Annotated in this window: 15 protein-coding genes; 8 read left to right on the top strand and 7 right to left on the bottom strand. The window is 36.1% G+C overall.

The genetic code is table 11. From position 1 onward, the window contains the following. Nucleotide 1: 1 nt before the first annotated feature. Both C7D97_RS07675 and C7D97_RS07670 read right to left on the bottom strand, forming a co-directional pair. Nucleotides 2-328 (bottom strand): phage holin family protein, encoded by a 327-nt coding sequence (locus tag C7D97_RS07675; protein WP_105301475.1) that lies wholly within the window; start codon nucleotides 326-328, stop codon nucleotides 2-4. Nucleotides 329-374: 46 nt separating this feature from the next. After that, nucleotides 375-1,316 (bottom strand): IS30 family transposase, encoded by a 942-nt coding sequence (locus C7D97_RS07670; protein ID WP_105300740.1) that lies wholly within the window; start codon nucleotides 1,314-1,316, stop codon nucleotides 375-377. A 174-nt stretch (nucleotides 1,317-1,490) separates the two neighbouring features. Here C7D97_RS07670 and C7D97_RS07665 point away from each other — a divergent pair, with 174 nt between their 5' ends. Both C7D97_RS07665 and C7D97_RS10525 read left to right on the top strand, forming a co-directional pair. Continuing rightward, complete coding sequence (locus C7D97_RS07665) at nucleotides 1,491-1,826, top strand: hypothetical protein (protein ID WP_105301474.1); 336 nt, start codon at nucleotides 1,491-1,493, stop codon at nucleotides 1,824-1,826. Between the two features lie 475 nt (nucleotides 1,827-2,301). After that, nucleotides 2,302-2,475 carry a hypothetical protein gene (locus C7D97_RS10525; RefSeq protein ID WP_158679123.1) on the top strand — a complete coding sequence of 58 codons (174 nt, stop codon included), beginning with the start codon at nucleotides 2,302-2,304 and terminating at the stop codon, nucleotides 2,473-2,475. A 169-nt stretch (nucleotides 2,476-2,644) separates the two neighbouring features. On the opposite strand, the gene C7D97_RS07660 is transcribed toward C7D97_RS10525, so the two are convergent. From C7D97_RS07660 to C7D97_RS07645, 4 genes are all read right to left on the bottom strand, one after another. After that, nucleotides 2,645-5,173: a ribonucleoside-diphosphate reductase subunit alpha gene (locus C7D97_RS07660; RefSeq protein WP_105301473.1), complete on the bottom strand. Its 2,529-nt coding sequence runs from the start codon at nucleotides 5,171-5,173 to the stop codon at nucleotides 2,645-2,647. 287 nt (nucleotides 5,174-5,460) lie between these two features. Beyond that, nucleotides 5,461-5,937: an RDD family protein gene (locus C7D97_RS07655; protein WP_162841578.1), complete on the bottom strand. Its 477-nt coding sequence runs from the start codon at nucleotides 5,935-5,937 to the stop codon at nucleotides 5,461-5,463. Then, the gene (gene sppA / locus C7D97_RS07650) at nucleotides 5,930-6,913 is read right to left on the bottom strand and encodes a signal peptide peptidase SppA (protein WP_105301471.1); all 984 of its coding nucleotides are present in this window, start codon (nucleotides 6,911-6,913) and stop codon (nucleotides 5,930-5,932) included. Before sppA ends, C7D97_RS07655 begins: the two co-directional genes overlap by 8 nt. 169 nt (nucleotides 6,914-7,082) lie before the next feature. After that, nucleotides 7,083-7,526: a DUF3842 family protein gene (locus C7D97_RS07645; RefSeq protein WP_105301470.1), complete on the bottom strand. Its 444-nt coding sequence runs from the start codon at nucleotides 7,524-7,526 to the stop codon at nucleotides 7,083-7,085. Between the two features lie 161 nt (nucleotides 7,527-7,687). Between C7D97_RS07645 and larE the strand changes: the two genes are divergently transcribed. Genes larE through C7D97_RS07615 form a run of 6 tightly spaced genes read left to right on the top strand, consistent with a single transcriptional unit; the run spans nucleotide 7,688 to nucleotide 13,406 of the window. Then, complete coding sequence (gene larE / locus C7D97_RS07640) at nucleotides 7,688-8,548, top strand: ATP-dependent sacrificial sulfur transferase LarE (protein ID WP_105301872.1); 861 nt, start codon at nucleotides 7,688-7,690, stop codon at nucleotides 8,546-8,548. Next, nucleotides 8,538-9,284, top strand: coding sequence for a nickel pincer cofactor biosynthesis protein LarB (larB, locus tag C7D97_RS07635; RefSeq protein ID WP_105301469.1), 747 nt, complete (start codon nucleotides 8,538-8,540; stop codon nucleotides 9,282-9,284). The genes larE and larB overlap by 11 nt, the downstream gene beginning before the upstream one ends. Then, nucleotides 9,285-10,583 carry a nickel pincer cofactor biosynthesis protein LarC gene (larC, locus tag C7D97_RS07630; protein WP_105301468.1) on the top strand — a complete coding sequence of 433 codons (1,299 nt, stop codon included), beginning with the start codon at nucleotides 9,285-9,287 and terminating at the stop codon, nucleotides 10,581-10,583. After that, nucleotides 10,573-11,751 carry an ABC transporter substrate-binding protein gene (locus C7D97_RS07625; protein ID WP_105301467.1) on the top strand — a complete coding sequence of 393 codons (1,179 nt, stop codon included), beginning with the start codon at nucleotides 10,573-10,575 and terminating at the stop codon, nucleotides 11,749-11,751. The genes larC and C7D97_RS07625 overlap by 11 nt, the downstream gene beginning before the upstream one ends. Then, a complete protein-coding gene (locus C7D97_RS07620) occupies nucleotides 11,744-12,703 on the top strand; it encodes a FecCD family ABC transporter permease (RefSeq protein ID WP_105301466.1) in 960 nt (319 codons plus the stop codon). Before C7D97_RS07625 ends, C7D97_RS07620 begins: the two co-directional genes overlap by 8 nt. Further along, entirely contained in the window at nucleotides 12,696-13,406 is a 711-nt protein-coding gene (locus C7D97_RS07615; protein ID WP_105301465.1) for an ABC transporter ATP-binding protein, read from the top strand. Before C7D97_RS07620 ends, C7D97_RS07615 begins: the two co-directional genes overlap by 8 nt. A 56-nt stretch (nucleotides 13,407-13,462) precedes the next feature. On the opposite strand, the gene C7D97_RS07610 is transcribed toward C7D97_RS07615, so the two are convergent. Continuing rightward, complete coding sequence (locus tag C7D97_RS07610) at nucleotides 13,463-14,602, bottom strand: CD0519/CD1768 family membrane protein (protein WP_105301464.1); 1,140 nt, start codon at nucleotides 14,600-14,602, stop codon at nucleotides 13,463-13,465. Nucleotides 14,603-14,758 lie beyond the last annotated feature (156 nt).

Here is a 14,758-nt window from a genome sequence, read left to right as displayed (position 1 = left end):
CTTATAAGATTGACTCGACAATTGATGCAATTATGGCAAGAACAATGCTTGCTATAACTAAACTTCCTAAGTGACTGTCTATATACGCCCCATCTACAAATTTGAAGGCAAGATATAAGACAAAGGCATTGATGACTAGATTGAACAAACCTAGGGTCAAAAATGTGATAGGAAAAGATAAGAACTGCAAAATTGGCTGAACTACCTTTTGTAAAAGTGTTAGAACAATTGCAGTAAGAACAAGGGCAACTGGTTTGTCGAATGAAATGTGTGAAATGAAGTTACTCATAAGCCAAAGAGCAACGGCATTTGCTATAAATAGTACCATAAAATCTCCTTTATTTATTTTATATTATTTCAATTGTCAAATTAACCTAGACAGAATACACTAAATTCATAAATTCTTCTAACGGTGTTTTGTAGTTCAAAGACTTTCTTGGGATATTGTTTCTGTAGCTAGCTACAGAAACAATATCCGTCTCACTTTTTAGCCTAAAGTCAGTTTGTTTTGGTAATCCATCTTTTCTTAATAAACCATTCGAATTTTCATTTAACCCCCTTTGACTTGGGCAGCCTGGATCTGCGAAGAATATTGATATATCATGCTTATTGCATACACTTTTCCAGTTTGAAAATTCTTTTCCGCAGTCAAATGTTATTGATTTTACAAGGTGTTTAGGAATTTGATCTAACCAACTATTTAGCCTATTTTCTATTGCTTTTGCTGTCCTATTTTCTGGTTTTAAAGTTATTATTGCTTTTGATACTCGTTCTACTAAAGTTATTACACAACTTTTATGATTCTTTCCTACTATGGTGTCCCCTTCAAAATGCCCAAATTCATTTTTGAAATTAGGATATGATTTATTCCTACTATGAATACTTCTTTTAAAGGCTTGCTTTCCTCTTTTTTCAACACTTCCATTCTTTTTTCGTTTACCTTTCATTGGTAATAGTTTTTTATCTAAACTACCGTCTTTAAAACGCCTGTATAGTGTTCTAGAGCTCATTGAAAGCTTAATTTCTCCTCTTCCAATTATGACATCTGGGGTCCATCCTTTATTTACTTTATCAAGAACATAGTCATATTCTTCATCACTTAATTGTTTAATCTTTGCTCCACATTTTGATTTATTTTTCTTGTAGCTGTCGTAGTATTCTTGTATGGTTGAGCCTTTTTTTAGCCAATTTATTACATTGTATATGGTTTGTCTTGCTCTTGACAAATATTTTGCTATATTTGCAACTTTTTCTCCAGATTTATAATATTGCTCTATCCAAATTAACTCTTTTATGGTAAGATGATTGTAAGCCATTTTGATACTCCTTAATGTTTTTTGTGTAATTTAAGTGTATCATAAATGGCTTTTTATTTCATTTAAAAGTGTCTAGCTTAATTTTACTATCCAAGTTATTATATTAGAAGAAAAAATAAGGGCAAGATTGGAAATTTTCATTTTTCTGGTAAGCTGGTTAAAAAGGAGAAATCTATGATTTTTATTAGCGGAATTTTATATATATTATTAGTTATTTTGGGATTTTTTGTAGAGATTAATAACTACATTCTTATAGCCATGATCTTTGTTTTTGCTATAAGTCTATTCAAGGAAAGAGAGCTTCTAAGAGGTGTGGGAAGCATTAAGACTAAAATAATATCTATAATCTTTTTTATAATCTTGATATTTATTCTTTCCCTAATCCAAGAAAAAATGGCAATTACAAACTATAGCTTCATAAATAATGACAATAAAATAGCTTATTCCTATCTAATAGTCTCTTACCTAGTCTTGACAGCCCTTATAGAAACTAGAAAGAGCTTAAAGTAAAAAATACCAAAAAATCACTTGTACCTCAACTTACCCTATACTAATTTCCAAAAGATATATATTTATATAAGTATATACACAAACAATCTTGTAAAAAACTTAAGCAATAGAATAAAAAGAGTAACAAAATAAGGAACAATTTCTTGATGAAAGTTCTTTAGATAGGAATATATTCAATAAGATTAGAATACAAGGTAAAATTTGGTAATAGAACGCATAAAGGATTGGGAAAAGTTCGATATATAATATTGAAGATTTATTAAAAACTAAAAAATAGAGCTATTGCACCTGTCGTGGATTGGTGTCCCACAGAAGTAAGAATCTATAGCCAATCTCATAAGCTTAGGTTTTAAGAGTACACCAAAAACAAAGCACATAAAAGGAGTTTTATCAAAGTAGCATAAGACTTTACAAAAATCAAATTCATCGTATAAAAATATTTAGTATATTGAAAATGATGAAATGAGGAGTAATTATGAATTCTAGAAAAAAAATTATTATCTCATATATACTTATCTTGATTATATATTTATTAGTTGAGTTCTTAGTTCCAAATTCTTATAAACACTACAGATACTTTATGGTGATTTTTGCTGTACTTATGTTGATTTTAACTTATATCCAATACAAAGATGATAAGAAGTCATAATAAAATCAATAAAACTTTTGTCGAGAAAATTTAAACGGGCTGTATCCTGTTATTTACAGTTTACATCCCGCTTAAAAGATTTAATTTATTACATTTTAGTAGACTCAAGTCTACCCCATTTCATCACATCTTTTTGCTTATTCTAATCCTTAGAATCCACTATTTAATTTTAGCTTGCGCATGAATCGCATTCTTCAACTTCTTGGCTCTTTCCTCTAACATAGTAAATAGATTTAACTCCCGCTTCCCAGGCTGTTATATAGATATTTAATAACTGTCTCATGGAGTATTCTGTGGTTATATAGATATTTACTGATTGGGCTTGGTCTATGTGCTTTTGTCTTACTCCTGCCATACGCATAGATATGTTTTGGTCTATGTCGTGGGCGTTTTCGTAGAGCCAGAAGGTCTTTGTTGTAAGTCCTGGAGCAACTCTTGGAACTATTGCTCCCTTTTTCTCTTCTAGGAAGTAACGGCTCATGATTGGGTCAACTCCTGCAGATGTACCTGAAATTATTGATGTTGAGCCTGTTGGAGCTATGGCCATTAGATAGCCATTTCTTAGGCCATTTTCCTTAACTTCTGCCCTTAACTTATCCCATCTTTCGCTCTTGTAATCTCTTAGATCGAAGTAGGCACCAGTCTCCCAGTCGCTTCCTTCAAAGCATGAATAAGCGCCCTTTTCCTTGGCAATTTCCATGGATTCCTTGACGGCGTAGAAGTTTATATCTTCATAGACCCTATCTACAAATTCAGCATGTGCCTCTTCATTTTGCCAGCTTATGTCGTTTTTGACTAGCATGTGGTGGTAGCCACTTGTTCCTAGTCCTATCGCCCTGTACTTTTTGTTAGTTACTTTGGCATATGGGGTTGGATAGTAGTTTAGGTCGATTACATTATCAAGGGCCCTTACTACTGTTCTTACAGTTTCCTCAAGCTCTTCCTTATTATTTACATCTACCTTACCTAGGGTTAGGCTTGCCAGGTTACATTCTACGAAGTCGCCTGGTTTTGTCTTGTTTACTATAATTGTATCCCCATTTTCATCGACTATTTCTGTTGAGATTGACTCTGATGGGCTCATGTTTTGGGCGATTTCTGTACAGAGGTTTGATGAGTAAATCATTCCCTTGTGTTTGTTTGGGTTTAGTCTGTTTACTGCATCTCTGTTGAAGACAAATGGTGTTCCTGTCTCTGTCCATGATTTTATGAGTAGTCTTACCATATCTTTGACAGACATAGTCCTCCTAGAGATATCCTTATCTGCTACGAGTTTCTTGTAGAATTCTTCGAACTCTTCACCGTAGGTATCCTCTAGGGCTCTTCCATATTTTTTCTCTACTTCATGAGGGTCGAACATATGCCAGTCAGCATTTATATCATCACGGGTTAGTCTCCAGAAGAGGTCTGGAACGCATACTCCAGGGAATACATCGTGGGCCTTCATTCTATCATCTCCGTTGTTTGTCCTAAGTCCCATAAATTCTGGTATATCCTTATGCCAAATATCTAGATATACTGCAACAGCTCCTTGCCTTACACCAAGTTGGTCTACTGCTACAGCTGTGTCGTTGGCAAGTCTTATCCAACGGATAACTCCACCAGCAACTCCTTCAAAGCCACGTATATCTGAGCCGTTAGCCCTTACCTTTCCAAAGTAGAGACCCATTCCTCCTCCATGCTTTGATACTTCCGCAAAGTTTGTTACAGAACGATAGATTCCCTTTAGGGTATCAGGAACTGTATCTATAAAGCATGAGGATAGTTGGTTAAATGGCTTTCTGGCGTTGGTCATGGTAGGTGTTGCCATGGTTGCTTTAAGTGTTGAAAGGATATCGTACAATCTTTTAGCAAATCCTATCTTGTCCTTCTCAGGAATTGCAAGATGCATAGCGATTCCCATAAACATTTCTTGTACCTTTTCTAGGATATCTCCCTTGTGGTTAGTAATTAGATATCTTTTTCTTACTAAATCAAGGCCTGAGTAGGTAAAAATCTTATCTCTAGAAAAGTCCATATAGGCTTCTAATTCGTCTATCTCTTCTCCTGTATAGTTTTCTAGGATGTAAGATCCATAAAGGCCTTCTTCTGTTAGAAATCCTATCTTGGATTTGAAATCGAAAAGTTCGTATCTTTCTTCACTTTTTTCTATCTCATAGTTAATCTCTTGCATGAGAAAGCGTGCTGCTATTATCTCCCAATCAGGAGCTTCCTTGCTGGTAAGCTCGCTTGCAGCTCTTGTTATAGCCTTAAGCATATCCTCTTCTGTCATATTTGCCTTAAGGAAGGATTCGAATTTAAAAAAGAGGGATTCTATTGGGTATCTTTGATTATCAAAGTCTGCTTGAACTTCTGTTATTATATTAAGAATATTTTTATCATCTATATATTTGGAGAAGTCTCCTATAACTTTTCTGTCCATATTGTGCTTGGCACGGTAGAGGATAAATGATTTTACCTCTCTGTAGTAATTCTCATCAATTAGGGTAAGCTCTACCAAGTCTTGGACTTCCTCGACTGTTACTGTGTGATCAGCTGGATACTTTTCCTTGATTGTCTTTTCTATCTTTGAGGAAATTTTCCTGAGATCTTCCTCGCTTATCATACTGTCAACAGAATAGAAGGCCTTAGCAATTGCTTTTTCAATTTTTTCTCTCTCAAAATCAGCCCTCGTACCGTCTCTTTTAATAATTTCCATCTTATCTCCTTAATCTCTCATAAACAAATAACAAATAGTATATCAACTAATACTGACTTTTCCAATTCTTTAGAATAAATATGATCTATCGCACTTTTAGGATAGGTCCAAATTTTCTTATGAATTTGTAGTTACTTTATCAAAAGTCTAATACTAGATATAGTATCTTTATCTTGTAATCGTCTATTATCATACCATATATTGTGGTTTTTCAAAATAAGAAAAAACAGCATAAATTAGCGATTTTTGTAATTCATGCTGCTTTTTGCAATTATTATTTCTAAATTTTATAGATTTTCTCCGTACAAATGATTAAAGATTTCTTCCTTAACTACTGTTGTATCGAGAAGTATATCAAAGAGTCCTTGTTTTTTGGGACTAAGACCCGTGATTAGATAAAGGATTTTGAATTTATTTAAGACAAATCTTCCGCAAATTTCTCTAATGATTACTTGAGAGAAAGTTAGCTTATCACTTGTTAGGGATATTACCCTAAGACCTAAAATCATCTTGCCTAGGGTCCTTCCATTTGTAAAAAGTGTCATCAATGTAAAGTAGGCCAAAGTAAGTCCTGTGCTAAGAACTTCTCCTAGGCTGAAGTTTAAGATATTTGCTTCCATATCTAAGGGCAAGAATACTTTAAGGATTGTAAATATTCCTCCTACAACTAGCATATCTATTAGAAAAGCTACAAGTCTTAGGAAAAATCCAGCATAGGCAAAGCGGTAGTCTTTCTCTCTAAAAGGAATTTTAACTTCAGTCATTGTAATCACCATACAAATACATTGGTCGTGGGCCTTCTTTTTTCATTAATTTATCAAGTATTGCAAGGTCGGATTCGCTTTTCTTAAGGTCTGTGACTTTTGAAAATATTGATGAGAAAGATCCCATAACATTTTCATTTCTTATTACCATTGGATCTTCTAAGTTATTTTCACTTGCCATATCTCCTATAGCAGAATCGAGATCGCCGATTTTATCAACTAGTCCATTTGCTAGGGCTTGGCTACCGTCGTAGACCCTTCCATCAGCGAGCTTTCTAACTTCTCTTTCAGAAATACCACGTCCTTCAGAAACGATCTTTACAAATCTATCAAAGGCTGAGTCTACAAGTCCTTGGAAGTATTCTTTTTCTTCCTTGCTCATATCTCTTCCTTGGCTTCCGGCATCTTTCATCTTACCTGTTGTTATATTTTGCTCTTTAATTCCGTACTTTTCAAAAAGTCCTTGGAGGGAGTAGGATTGGATGATTACCCCAATTGATCCTGTCCAAGTCTCGTTAGATGCGTAGATCCTATCAGTAGGAGCTGATATATAGTAGCCTCCGCTTGCTGCCATCTCACGCATTACAGTATATACGGGCTTTTGTGCTTCTTTTAGGGCCTTAATTTCATTTGCAATTCTCTCTGAGGCATAAACTGACCCTCCTGGAGAGTTTACATTAAGGATTACTCCTTTAATTTGTGGATCTTCCTTAGCTTTTTTTAACTCCTCTACTACGAAGTCATTGGCATCGTTTGATTGGATTACCCCGTCGACATCTACGACCTTAATTTTCTCCTTAGGGTTTGTTCCTTGGATTACTTCTTCTGTATAGTTAGAAAAGTCCGAAAAGTTTTTCACGTACTTATCTTTTATACTTTGCTCTACTTCTCTTTCCTTATCCTTAGCAAATACCGAAACCACTAAGACTAGGGCGGTTATAGCCAAGGCTATCCATTTCTTTGCGTTATTTTTCATAAATCTCCTCTTAATTCATTTCCCATTTCTTTATCAGTATAACATAAAGCTTTATGTCTGTTAAGTTGTAGATTAAATTGCTTTTTTATCCAACTTTAAGTACAATATTAGAGCATCACAAGTATCGTTAACACTTAGATACATTGTTAATGTATAGCTCCTTTTGGAGCTATTTACATAAATCCGGGCTTAGATTAGGCCCTTTTTCTTTTACCATTTTTACAAGAATCGAAACTGCTTCGTCTAGGAGCTCTTCTATGGAAGGCTTTTCTTTAGAAACTATTAGGGTCTTGCAACAATCAAATGGGATTAGGATTCTCATAGCAGGTGATTTTCCTATAGCCTTGGCTATTTTCTTGCTTATTTCCCCATGAAGAGAATTCGTTATGACTATTCCTGTAGTTCCCAAGATATAATCACAGTCCTTGACATTTACGACAATAGCATTTTCACCAGTCGCAATTATATCAGCTCCAGCCTTTTTCATAGCCTTACTAGAAAAATAATTAGTTCCCAATCCATATACTACAGCATCTAGATTTTCTTTTTTGATTTTACTTACAAGGCTTGCACCTATCGAGCCTCCCTGGCCATCAATTACTACTATCTTCATATTCTCCTCCTTCTAATATTTTATCATAAGCTTAGTTCTTGACCTAGTTTTTTTTATATGTTAAGATAAATTTGTTAGTATGAAGCTAACTTTTTTAGATTACCATGAGGGTTTAGGGGATTCCTATGCCCTTTTTTATTTATAGGAAAGAAAGGAATATTATGGACATAGATAAAGAAAAGAAAGAAAAACTCGATAATATAGTCAAAGATCTCCTCAAGGAGAAATTTGTCCTAGCATTTTCTGGTGGTGTCGACTCATCTTTGATCTTAAAGCTTGCAAGCATGTATAGAAAAGAAAGAAACGATGTCGTAGCTATAATGTATAACACTAATACCACACCAGATGGAGATTTAGAAAATGCTCAAAGCCTAGCTAGAGATATGGATGTTGAACTTAAAGTAGTAGATATAGATGTTTTCGATAATGAATATATCAAAAATAATACTATAGACAGATGCTATCACTGTAAAAGCTTCCTATTTGAGCAAGCTTTCAAACTTAAAGACGAACTAGGCTATAAGTATGTAGTCGATGGATCAAATTTAGATGATAAGAAAGTGTTCAGACCAGGAGTTAGAGCTCTTAATGACAAAGGAGTCGTAAGCCCACTTGAAATGGCAGGGTTTAGCAAAGATATGGTAAGAGCATACGCAAAGGAATTAAACTTATCAGTTTATAAAAGACCTTCTGCCCCTTGTCTTGCTACCAGATTCCCTTACAATCATTTAATAGATACAGATAAGTTTGAGGCTATAAATAAGGCAGAGACCTTCCTAAAAACTTTCGATCTTAAAAACGTCCGCGTTAGAGTCTACGGAGATAATACAAGAATAGAAGTTGATAGGGATGATTTTGATAAAATTTTCCCTCACATAGATGAGATTGTAAAAAAATTAAAAGGACTAGGTTTCACCTATATAAACCTTGATCTTGAAGGTTATAGGTCAGGATCAATGGATGAAGTAGTTGATGAGGAAGAAAAGATTAAGCTTAATCCATGGTTAGCAAATGAACGATAAAGAATTTTTAGAAAATATTAAAAACGGCAAGATGACAATTGATGAAGGCTTAGCCTATCTAAAGGACTTTAATTTTAAGGATATAGATATAGCAAAGCTCGACTTTCAAAGAAAAAACAGGAGGGGCTTTCCTGAGACAATCTTCTGCCAGGGCAAGGAGGACTTTGCCTTGGTGGAAATCTTCAAGGCCTTTGCCGAAAGACGCGAATCAGTCATAGGTACTAGGGCAAGTAAGGACCAATACGAACTTGTAAAAAGAGAAATCCCTCAAGCAGAGTATGACCCTACAGGAAGGATTATATCCCTAGAATATGAAAGTCTCCCTCAAATAGGAAATATCGCAATTTGTACAGGAGGAACCGCGGATCTTTTCGTAGCAGAAGAGGCCGCCCTTACGGCAGAGTTTTTTGGAGCTAGGGTAAGCCGCTTCTACGATGTTGGAGTATCAGGTCTTCACAGGATGTTAAATAAAATCGATGAGATTAAAAAAGCTAATGTGATAATTGCAATAGCAGGCATGGAAGGGGCCCTTGCCACTGTCCTTGCAGGCCTTGTCGATAAGCCAATCATAGCAGTCCCAACTTCTGTGGGCTACGGGGCAAGCTTTAATGGTATATCTGCCCTCCTTACAATGCTTTCGACCTGTGCAGAAGGAATATCTGTAGTAAATATTGACAATGGCTACGGAGCAGCCTATGCTGCCTGTCAAATAAATAAACTAATAGAGGAGAAATAAATGGACTTATATTTTGAAATGTATTCCGGAATAGCTGGAGATATGACAATCGGAGCTCTCTTGGATCTTGGAGCTAGCAAGGAAAAGCTAATAGAAGCAATCGATTCACTTGGTATTGATGGTTACAAACTTGTCTTTGACAGGTCCCTAAAAAACGGAATCGATGCCTATAACTTCGATGTGATCTTAGAAAATGATAATCATGGTGAAAATCACGACCACAGCCATGAAGGCCACGACCACCATAAACATGAAGATCACGATCACGACCATAGCCACGATCACCACCATCATCATGACCATGATCATGACCATCACCACCACTCTCACAGCCATGTCCATAGAAATATCTCTGATATAGAAAAAATTATTAAGGGCTCAGACGTTCTTTCAGAAAAAGTAAAGAAAGACGCCCTAGGGGTTTTTGATATCATAGGAGAAGCAGAGGCCAAGGCCCACGGTATAGATAAAAACGAAGTCCACTTCCACGAAGTAGGAGCTATCGACTCCATCATAGATATAGTGGGAGTAACAGTTCTTCTAGAAGACTTAGGTGTAGAAAACATCTACTTCTCCAAGCTCTTTGAAGGATGTGGCATGCAAAAATGTGCCCACGGCTATATGCCAATCCCGGTTCCAGCAGTAGCAAATATCTTGAAGGATTCAAATATTAGCCTCAATATCATAGATGACTATGGCGAGCACGTAACTCCAACTGGAGCTGCTATAGTTAAATATTTTTCTACAGGAGAAGATATCAAAGAGTTTGCAATCAAGAAAATCGGTCTTGGTGCAGGAAACAAGGACTTTGAGAAGTCTACTAATGTCCTAAGGGTAATGGAGATAGAAAATCCTAAAAAAAAAAGCCTAATCTTAGCAGAGACTAACATAGATGATACTACAGGGGAAGTTTTGGGCTTTGTAATGGACAAATTAATGGAAGTTGCTAGAGACTCTTTCTACACTCCAATTTTCATGAAGAAAAACCGTCCAGCCTACAAGCTTTCCGTCCTTTGTGATAAGGAAAGAATAGAAGAAGTCGAAGATATAATCTTTTCTAATACTACATCAATAGGAATTAGAAAAATAGAAGTCGATAGGTCCATCCTAGATAGACAGATGATTTCAATAGAGTATAAAGGCCTAAAACTTTTCTTTAAGAAGGTATATCACAAGGATTCTTCCTACATATACCCAGAATATCAGTCAGCCAAAGACTTGGCAGAGAAAGAAAATATATCGATCAAAAAAGCCTTTGAAAAGATGCGATTAATTTATGGAGAAAAATATGAAAACTAAGTTAAGAAATATATGGCTTATTGTATTTTCACTCTTAATCCTTGCCTCCTGTGGGGGAAATATGGCAGAGGAAAATGAAACAAAGACTAAAGTAGAAAGCGTGGAAAGCATAGAAGATAAGAGTGAAGCCAAACTTGTAATCGAAGATGTCTTAGGACGAGAAATTAAACTCGATAAACCAATGGATAAGGTCATAATACAAGGCTCAGGCTCTGGTGGTCCCTTTATGACTATGATGTATCTAGATAATGAAAATTTCTATAAGAAAATTGCCGCCATGGATGATGGTATAAGACGCGATAGAAATGACCTTTACCAAAAGCTAGTAGACAAAATCCCAGAGCTAGATGATGTCAAAAGAGTAAGCAACTTCGCAGACAATGACTTCTCCCTTGAGGAGCTTCTTTCTATAGATGCTGACGGAATCATCGCTCCAGTCTCCTACAAGGCCCAACTAGAAACAATAGAAGATAAGATAGACTTGCCCGTAATCTATGTAGACTATCACAATCAAGACTTTGATGATCATCTAAAGTCTACAGAAATTATAGCCAAGGCTACAGGACTTGATAAGAATCTCGACAAGCTAAACGGCTTCTATAAGGGAAAGATTGACTCAATGAAAGAAAGACTTAAAGATGCAGATGATAAGCCAAGAGTTTATCTAGAGCATGGCTATGAGGGAGAACATGCCTACGGTAACTCCTACGGCAACGAAATGATGTGGGGTAAGATCATAAACGATGCAGGCGGATACAATCTTACAGGAGACGTCTTGGGAGAAAAGGAAGCGACTCCAGTTTCTGAAGAGTTCGTCCTATCCCAAGATCCTGATATGATTTTCATCACTGGAGCAGAATGGATAGAAAAACCTGAGTCAATGAAGATGGGCTTTGGAATTAGTCCAGAAGATGTAAGTAAAAAGATTGATAGATACAAGATACGAAATGGTTGGAAAGATTTGACCGCCATGAAGGAAAAAAATGTATATGCCATAGGTCAAAACCTAGCAAGGGACATGTGTGACTTCTACGCCTACGAGACTCTAGCCAAGACTTTCCACCCAGAGCTTTTCGAAGATGTGGACCCTGAGGCTGATATGAAAGACTTTTACGAAAACTTCATGCCTATTGAATATCAAGGAACTTGGTTTAGCAAATATGAATAAGAACAAAAAGATTCTTATCCTAGGCTTAATAAGTGTTCTCATATGTTTTTTAGACCTTTTCATAGGAGTAGGAGAGCTTGTTCCAAGAGACCTCATAAGTCTAAACGACCTTCAAAGGACTATTCTTTTTAAGATCAGAATGCCAGAAATGGCTACAGCCCTTATTGTCGGCATGATCTTAGGCCTTGCTGGAGCTTGTATGCAGACTATCCTAGACAATCCCCTAGCAAGTCCCTTTACCCTAGGAATCTCCTCTGCCGCAGGCTTTGGAGCCTCCCTCTTTCTCCTTTTGGGCATATCGATTAATTTTATAGCCTTTGGGGCCATTGGCTTTGCTCTCATAGCTATAATCTTCGTCTATATAATATCTAGGAGAAACTTCGCCCACACAAGCTCAATGATCCTTGCTGGAATTTCCGTCAAATTCTTCTTTGACTCGCTTACAAGTCTAATGCAATACATATCCACAGACGAAACCCTCTCATCAATCGTATTTTGGCTCTTTGGCTCTGTTTCAAATACCAACCCCAAGCAAATTACGATTCTTTTCACGGCCTTCATCCTAGCCTTCATCCTAATCATCAAAGACAGTCATAAGCTCACTAGCCTGAGATTTGGAGAAGATAGGGCCAAAAGTCTAGGAGTAGATGTTAAAAGAGTCAAGATTAAGACCTTTATGATAGTATCGATTCTTTCATCAATCGGGGTAAGCTTTGCAGGTGTGATAGGCTTTATAGGTGTCATAGCCCCACATTTGGCAAGGAAAATCCTAGGCGAGGACCAAAGGTATTATCTAATAGGATCGAGCCTCCTAGGGGCAATTCTTTTGGTATTTTCATCAGGCCTATCCAAAATCGTAAAACCTGGCGCCATCCTTCCTATAGGAATTATAGCAAGTCTTGTTGGGCTTCCTTTGATATTTATATTCTTTTTTGGAGGAAAAAATGATTGAAGCTAAAAACCTATCCATCTCCTACGACAAAAAGGTAATAGATGATATTTCCTTTAAGATAGAAGAAGGCAAGATAAATATCCTCATGGGAAGAAACGGATCAGGCAAATCGACTATCCTAAATGCCATAAGCGGAATCAAAAGTTACGAAGGTGAGATAATAACAGACGGAAAAGTTTCCTATCTCAATCAAAATATCAATTCCAAGGCAAAATTTACTGTATTCGAGACTATATTGCTTGGCAAGGTAGCAGATCTGTCTCTAAGAATAACTAAGAATGATAAAGAAGACGCTGAAAAAATCTTAGATTTATTGGATATTAGAAAATACAAGGATAAATATATTAATAGATTATCAGGAGGAGAAGTCCAGAAGGTCTTCATTGGCCAGGCCCTTGTGGCAAATCCTAAAATCCTTCTTCTAGACGAACCAGTAAGTGCCCTAGACCTCAAAAATCAATACGACATAATGAGAATAATAAAAGATTTGACAGAAAAGTTAAGTCTTACTACTCTAATTAGCCTCCACCAAATAGGCCTAATAGAAAAATTCGCAGACAATATCATCCTAATAGATAATCAAAAAATCTACAGACAAGGCCCATCCAAAAAGGTCATGGACGAGGAGATGTTTAGGGATATATTCGAAATGGAAACAGACATAAGGGATTTTGATGGAAATAGGTATATATATTTTAAGTAAAAAATCGGGAACGGATCCCGATTTTCTTTTGCCTCTTTTTCTCCTGTATATTAATTTTATAAAAGTATCATAGAAAATATATGGGCTGCAAAGCCTGCACATAGGCCTCCTATGGTGTGAGAAAGGATGGCTGAGCTTGTCATCTCCTTTGTATTTAGGGCATCCATCATAGCTATATGAGTTGATAGGTAGCCTGACCAGCACATGCACATGGCTGTAAAGACAGCTATATCATTTCCCGTAACAGCAAGTCCACTTGCAAATTCCTTAACCAAACCTATGGCAGCACCAGCAGATCCTAGGGCTGTTATTGGCACTGCAATAAAAGAATCACTTGAAAAGCCAAAGATAGGACTTAGGATAAAGGATAATTTTTCTCCAAGCCAAGGAAGAAAGGCAACTCCCTGGCCAATTTCTCCTGTATATCCACCAGCTGGCATAGGATTTGTCAGAAGCATTACCATAGTACAGATTGTGATAACCCCAGGAATAATAGCAATTCCCATATCAACTCCACGCTTACCTCCGTAAAGAATCGCTTCTATAGCACGAGATCCAAAAGAGCCTTCCCTTACTATCCTAGATCCTTCTGGTATACTTTCGACATTTACTACTTCTACCATCTCTTCCGTTCCGTAGTGCTTTTTCGTAAATCTCAACATTATCCTGACTGATACGACAGATCCCACAAAGGCACCTAGATTTCCAATAAGTGAAGCCTTAACAGCTCCTTCTACAGAAAGGGAGAACATGGTTGTCGTAACAATAAGGCCCATCCCAAAAGATGTTCCTAGATTGCATAGGGCTGGCATTTGAAATTTTCTAAAATATTTTTTGAAATTATCTTCATCTGCAAGAGTAAGGATTGCTGGATTATCTGATAAATAGCAATTTAATATGCCTAAAGAAGAAGCTCCAGGTAGATTATAAATTGGTTTCATAATCTTAGATAAGATGACATCCACCAAGGCAATAAAACCAAATTCAGAAAAAAGACTAGATAAAGCGCCTGCTATGACAGATATTCCCATTATATAAAAACAAGTATCCATAAGCAGCCTATAAGCCGTATTCATTATAGTTGAAAGCATATTAGTAGGTCCCATAATATGCCCAATCCAGGAAAAGATACCAAAAAATATTACAATAAAAACAAAATTTTCCAAACTTATATTTTTCTTATAACTTCTGTTCATTATTACTCCCCTCCATTTATGTATAAAATCCCTGTAATTAATACAGACTTCTTATCTAAATCATATAATTTTAAAAGATTTTAGTCAATTATTATAGGAAAATAAATTATTTAAGTCTTTTCATCTTTTATTTAAGTGAAATTTCCAATATATTTA

It is taken from the genome of Anaerococcus marasmi (assembly GCF_900290195.1).
GTDB lineage: Bacteria > Bacillota > Clostridia > Tissierellales > Peptoniphilaceae > Anaerococcus > Anaerococcus marasmi.
The sequence above is the reverse complement of the archived record's forward strand: the minus strand, read 5'-3'. Positions and strand labels throughout refer to the sequence as shown.

Excerpts from the sequence above, each read along its gene's own strand:
- C7D97_RS07675 (WP_105301475.1), bottom strand. The coding sequence starts at position 328 with ATGGTACTATTTATAGCAAATGCCGTTGCTCTTTGGCTTATGAGTAAC.
- C7D97_RS07670 (WP_105300740.1), bottom strand. The coding sequence starts at position 1,316 with ATGGCTTACAATCATCTTACCATAAAAGAGTTAATTTGGATAGAGCAA.
- C7D97_RS07665 (WP_105301474.1), top strand. The coding sequence starts at position 1,491 with ATGATTTTTATTAGCGGAATTTTATATATATTATTAGTTATTTTGGGA.
- C7D97_RS10525 (WP_158679123.1), top strand. The coding sequence starts at position 2,302 with ATGAATTCTAGAAAAAAAATTATTATCTCATATATACTTATCTTGATT.
- C7D97_RS07660 (WP_105301473.1), bottom strand. The coding sequence starts at position 5,173 with ATGGAAATTATTAAAAGAGACGGTACGAGGGCTGATTTTGAGAGAGAA.
- C7D97_RS07655 (WP_162841578.1), bottom strand. The coding sequence starts at position 5,937 with ATGACTGAAGTTAAAATTCCTTTTAGAGAGAAAGACTACCGCTTTGCC.
- sppA (WP_105301471.1), bottom strand. The coding sequence starts at position 6,913 with ATGAAAAATAACGCAAAGAAATGGATAGCCTTGGCTATAACCGCCCTA.
- C7D97_RS07645 (WP_105301470.1), bottom strand. The coding sequence starts at position 7,526 with ATGAAGATAGTAGTAATTGATGGCCAGGGAGGCTCGATAGGTGCAAGC.
- larE (WP_105301872.1), top strand. The coding sequence starts at position 7,688 with ATGGACATAGATAAAGAAAAGAAAGAAAAACTCGATAATATAGTCAAA.
- larB (WP_105301469.1), top strand. The coding sequence starts at position 8,538 with ATGAACGATAAAGAATTTTTAGAAAATATTAAAAACGGCAAGATGACA.
- larC (WP_105301468.1), top strand. The coding sequence starts at position 9,285 with ATGGACTTATATTTTGAAATGTATTCCGGAATAGCTGGAGATATGACA.
- C7D97_RS07625 (WP_105301467.1), top strand. The coding sequence starts at position 10,573 with ATGAAAACTAAGTTAAGAAATATATGGCTTATTGTATTTTCACTCTTA.
- C7D97_RS07620 (WP_105301466.1), top strand. The coding sequence starts at position 11,744 with ATGAATAAGAACAAAAAGATTCTTATCCTAGGCTTAATAAGTGTTCTC.
- C7D97_RS07615 (WP_105301465.1), top strand. The coding sequence starts at position 12,696 with ATGATTGAAGCTAAAAACCTATCCATCTCCTACGACAAAAAGGTAATA.
- C7D97_RS07610 (WP_105301464.1), bottom strand. The coding sequence starts at position 14,602 with ATGAACAGAAGTTATAAGAAAAATATAAGTTTGGAAAATTTTGTTTTT.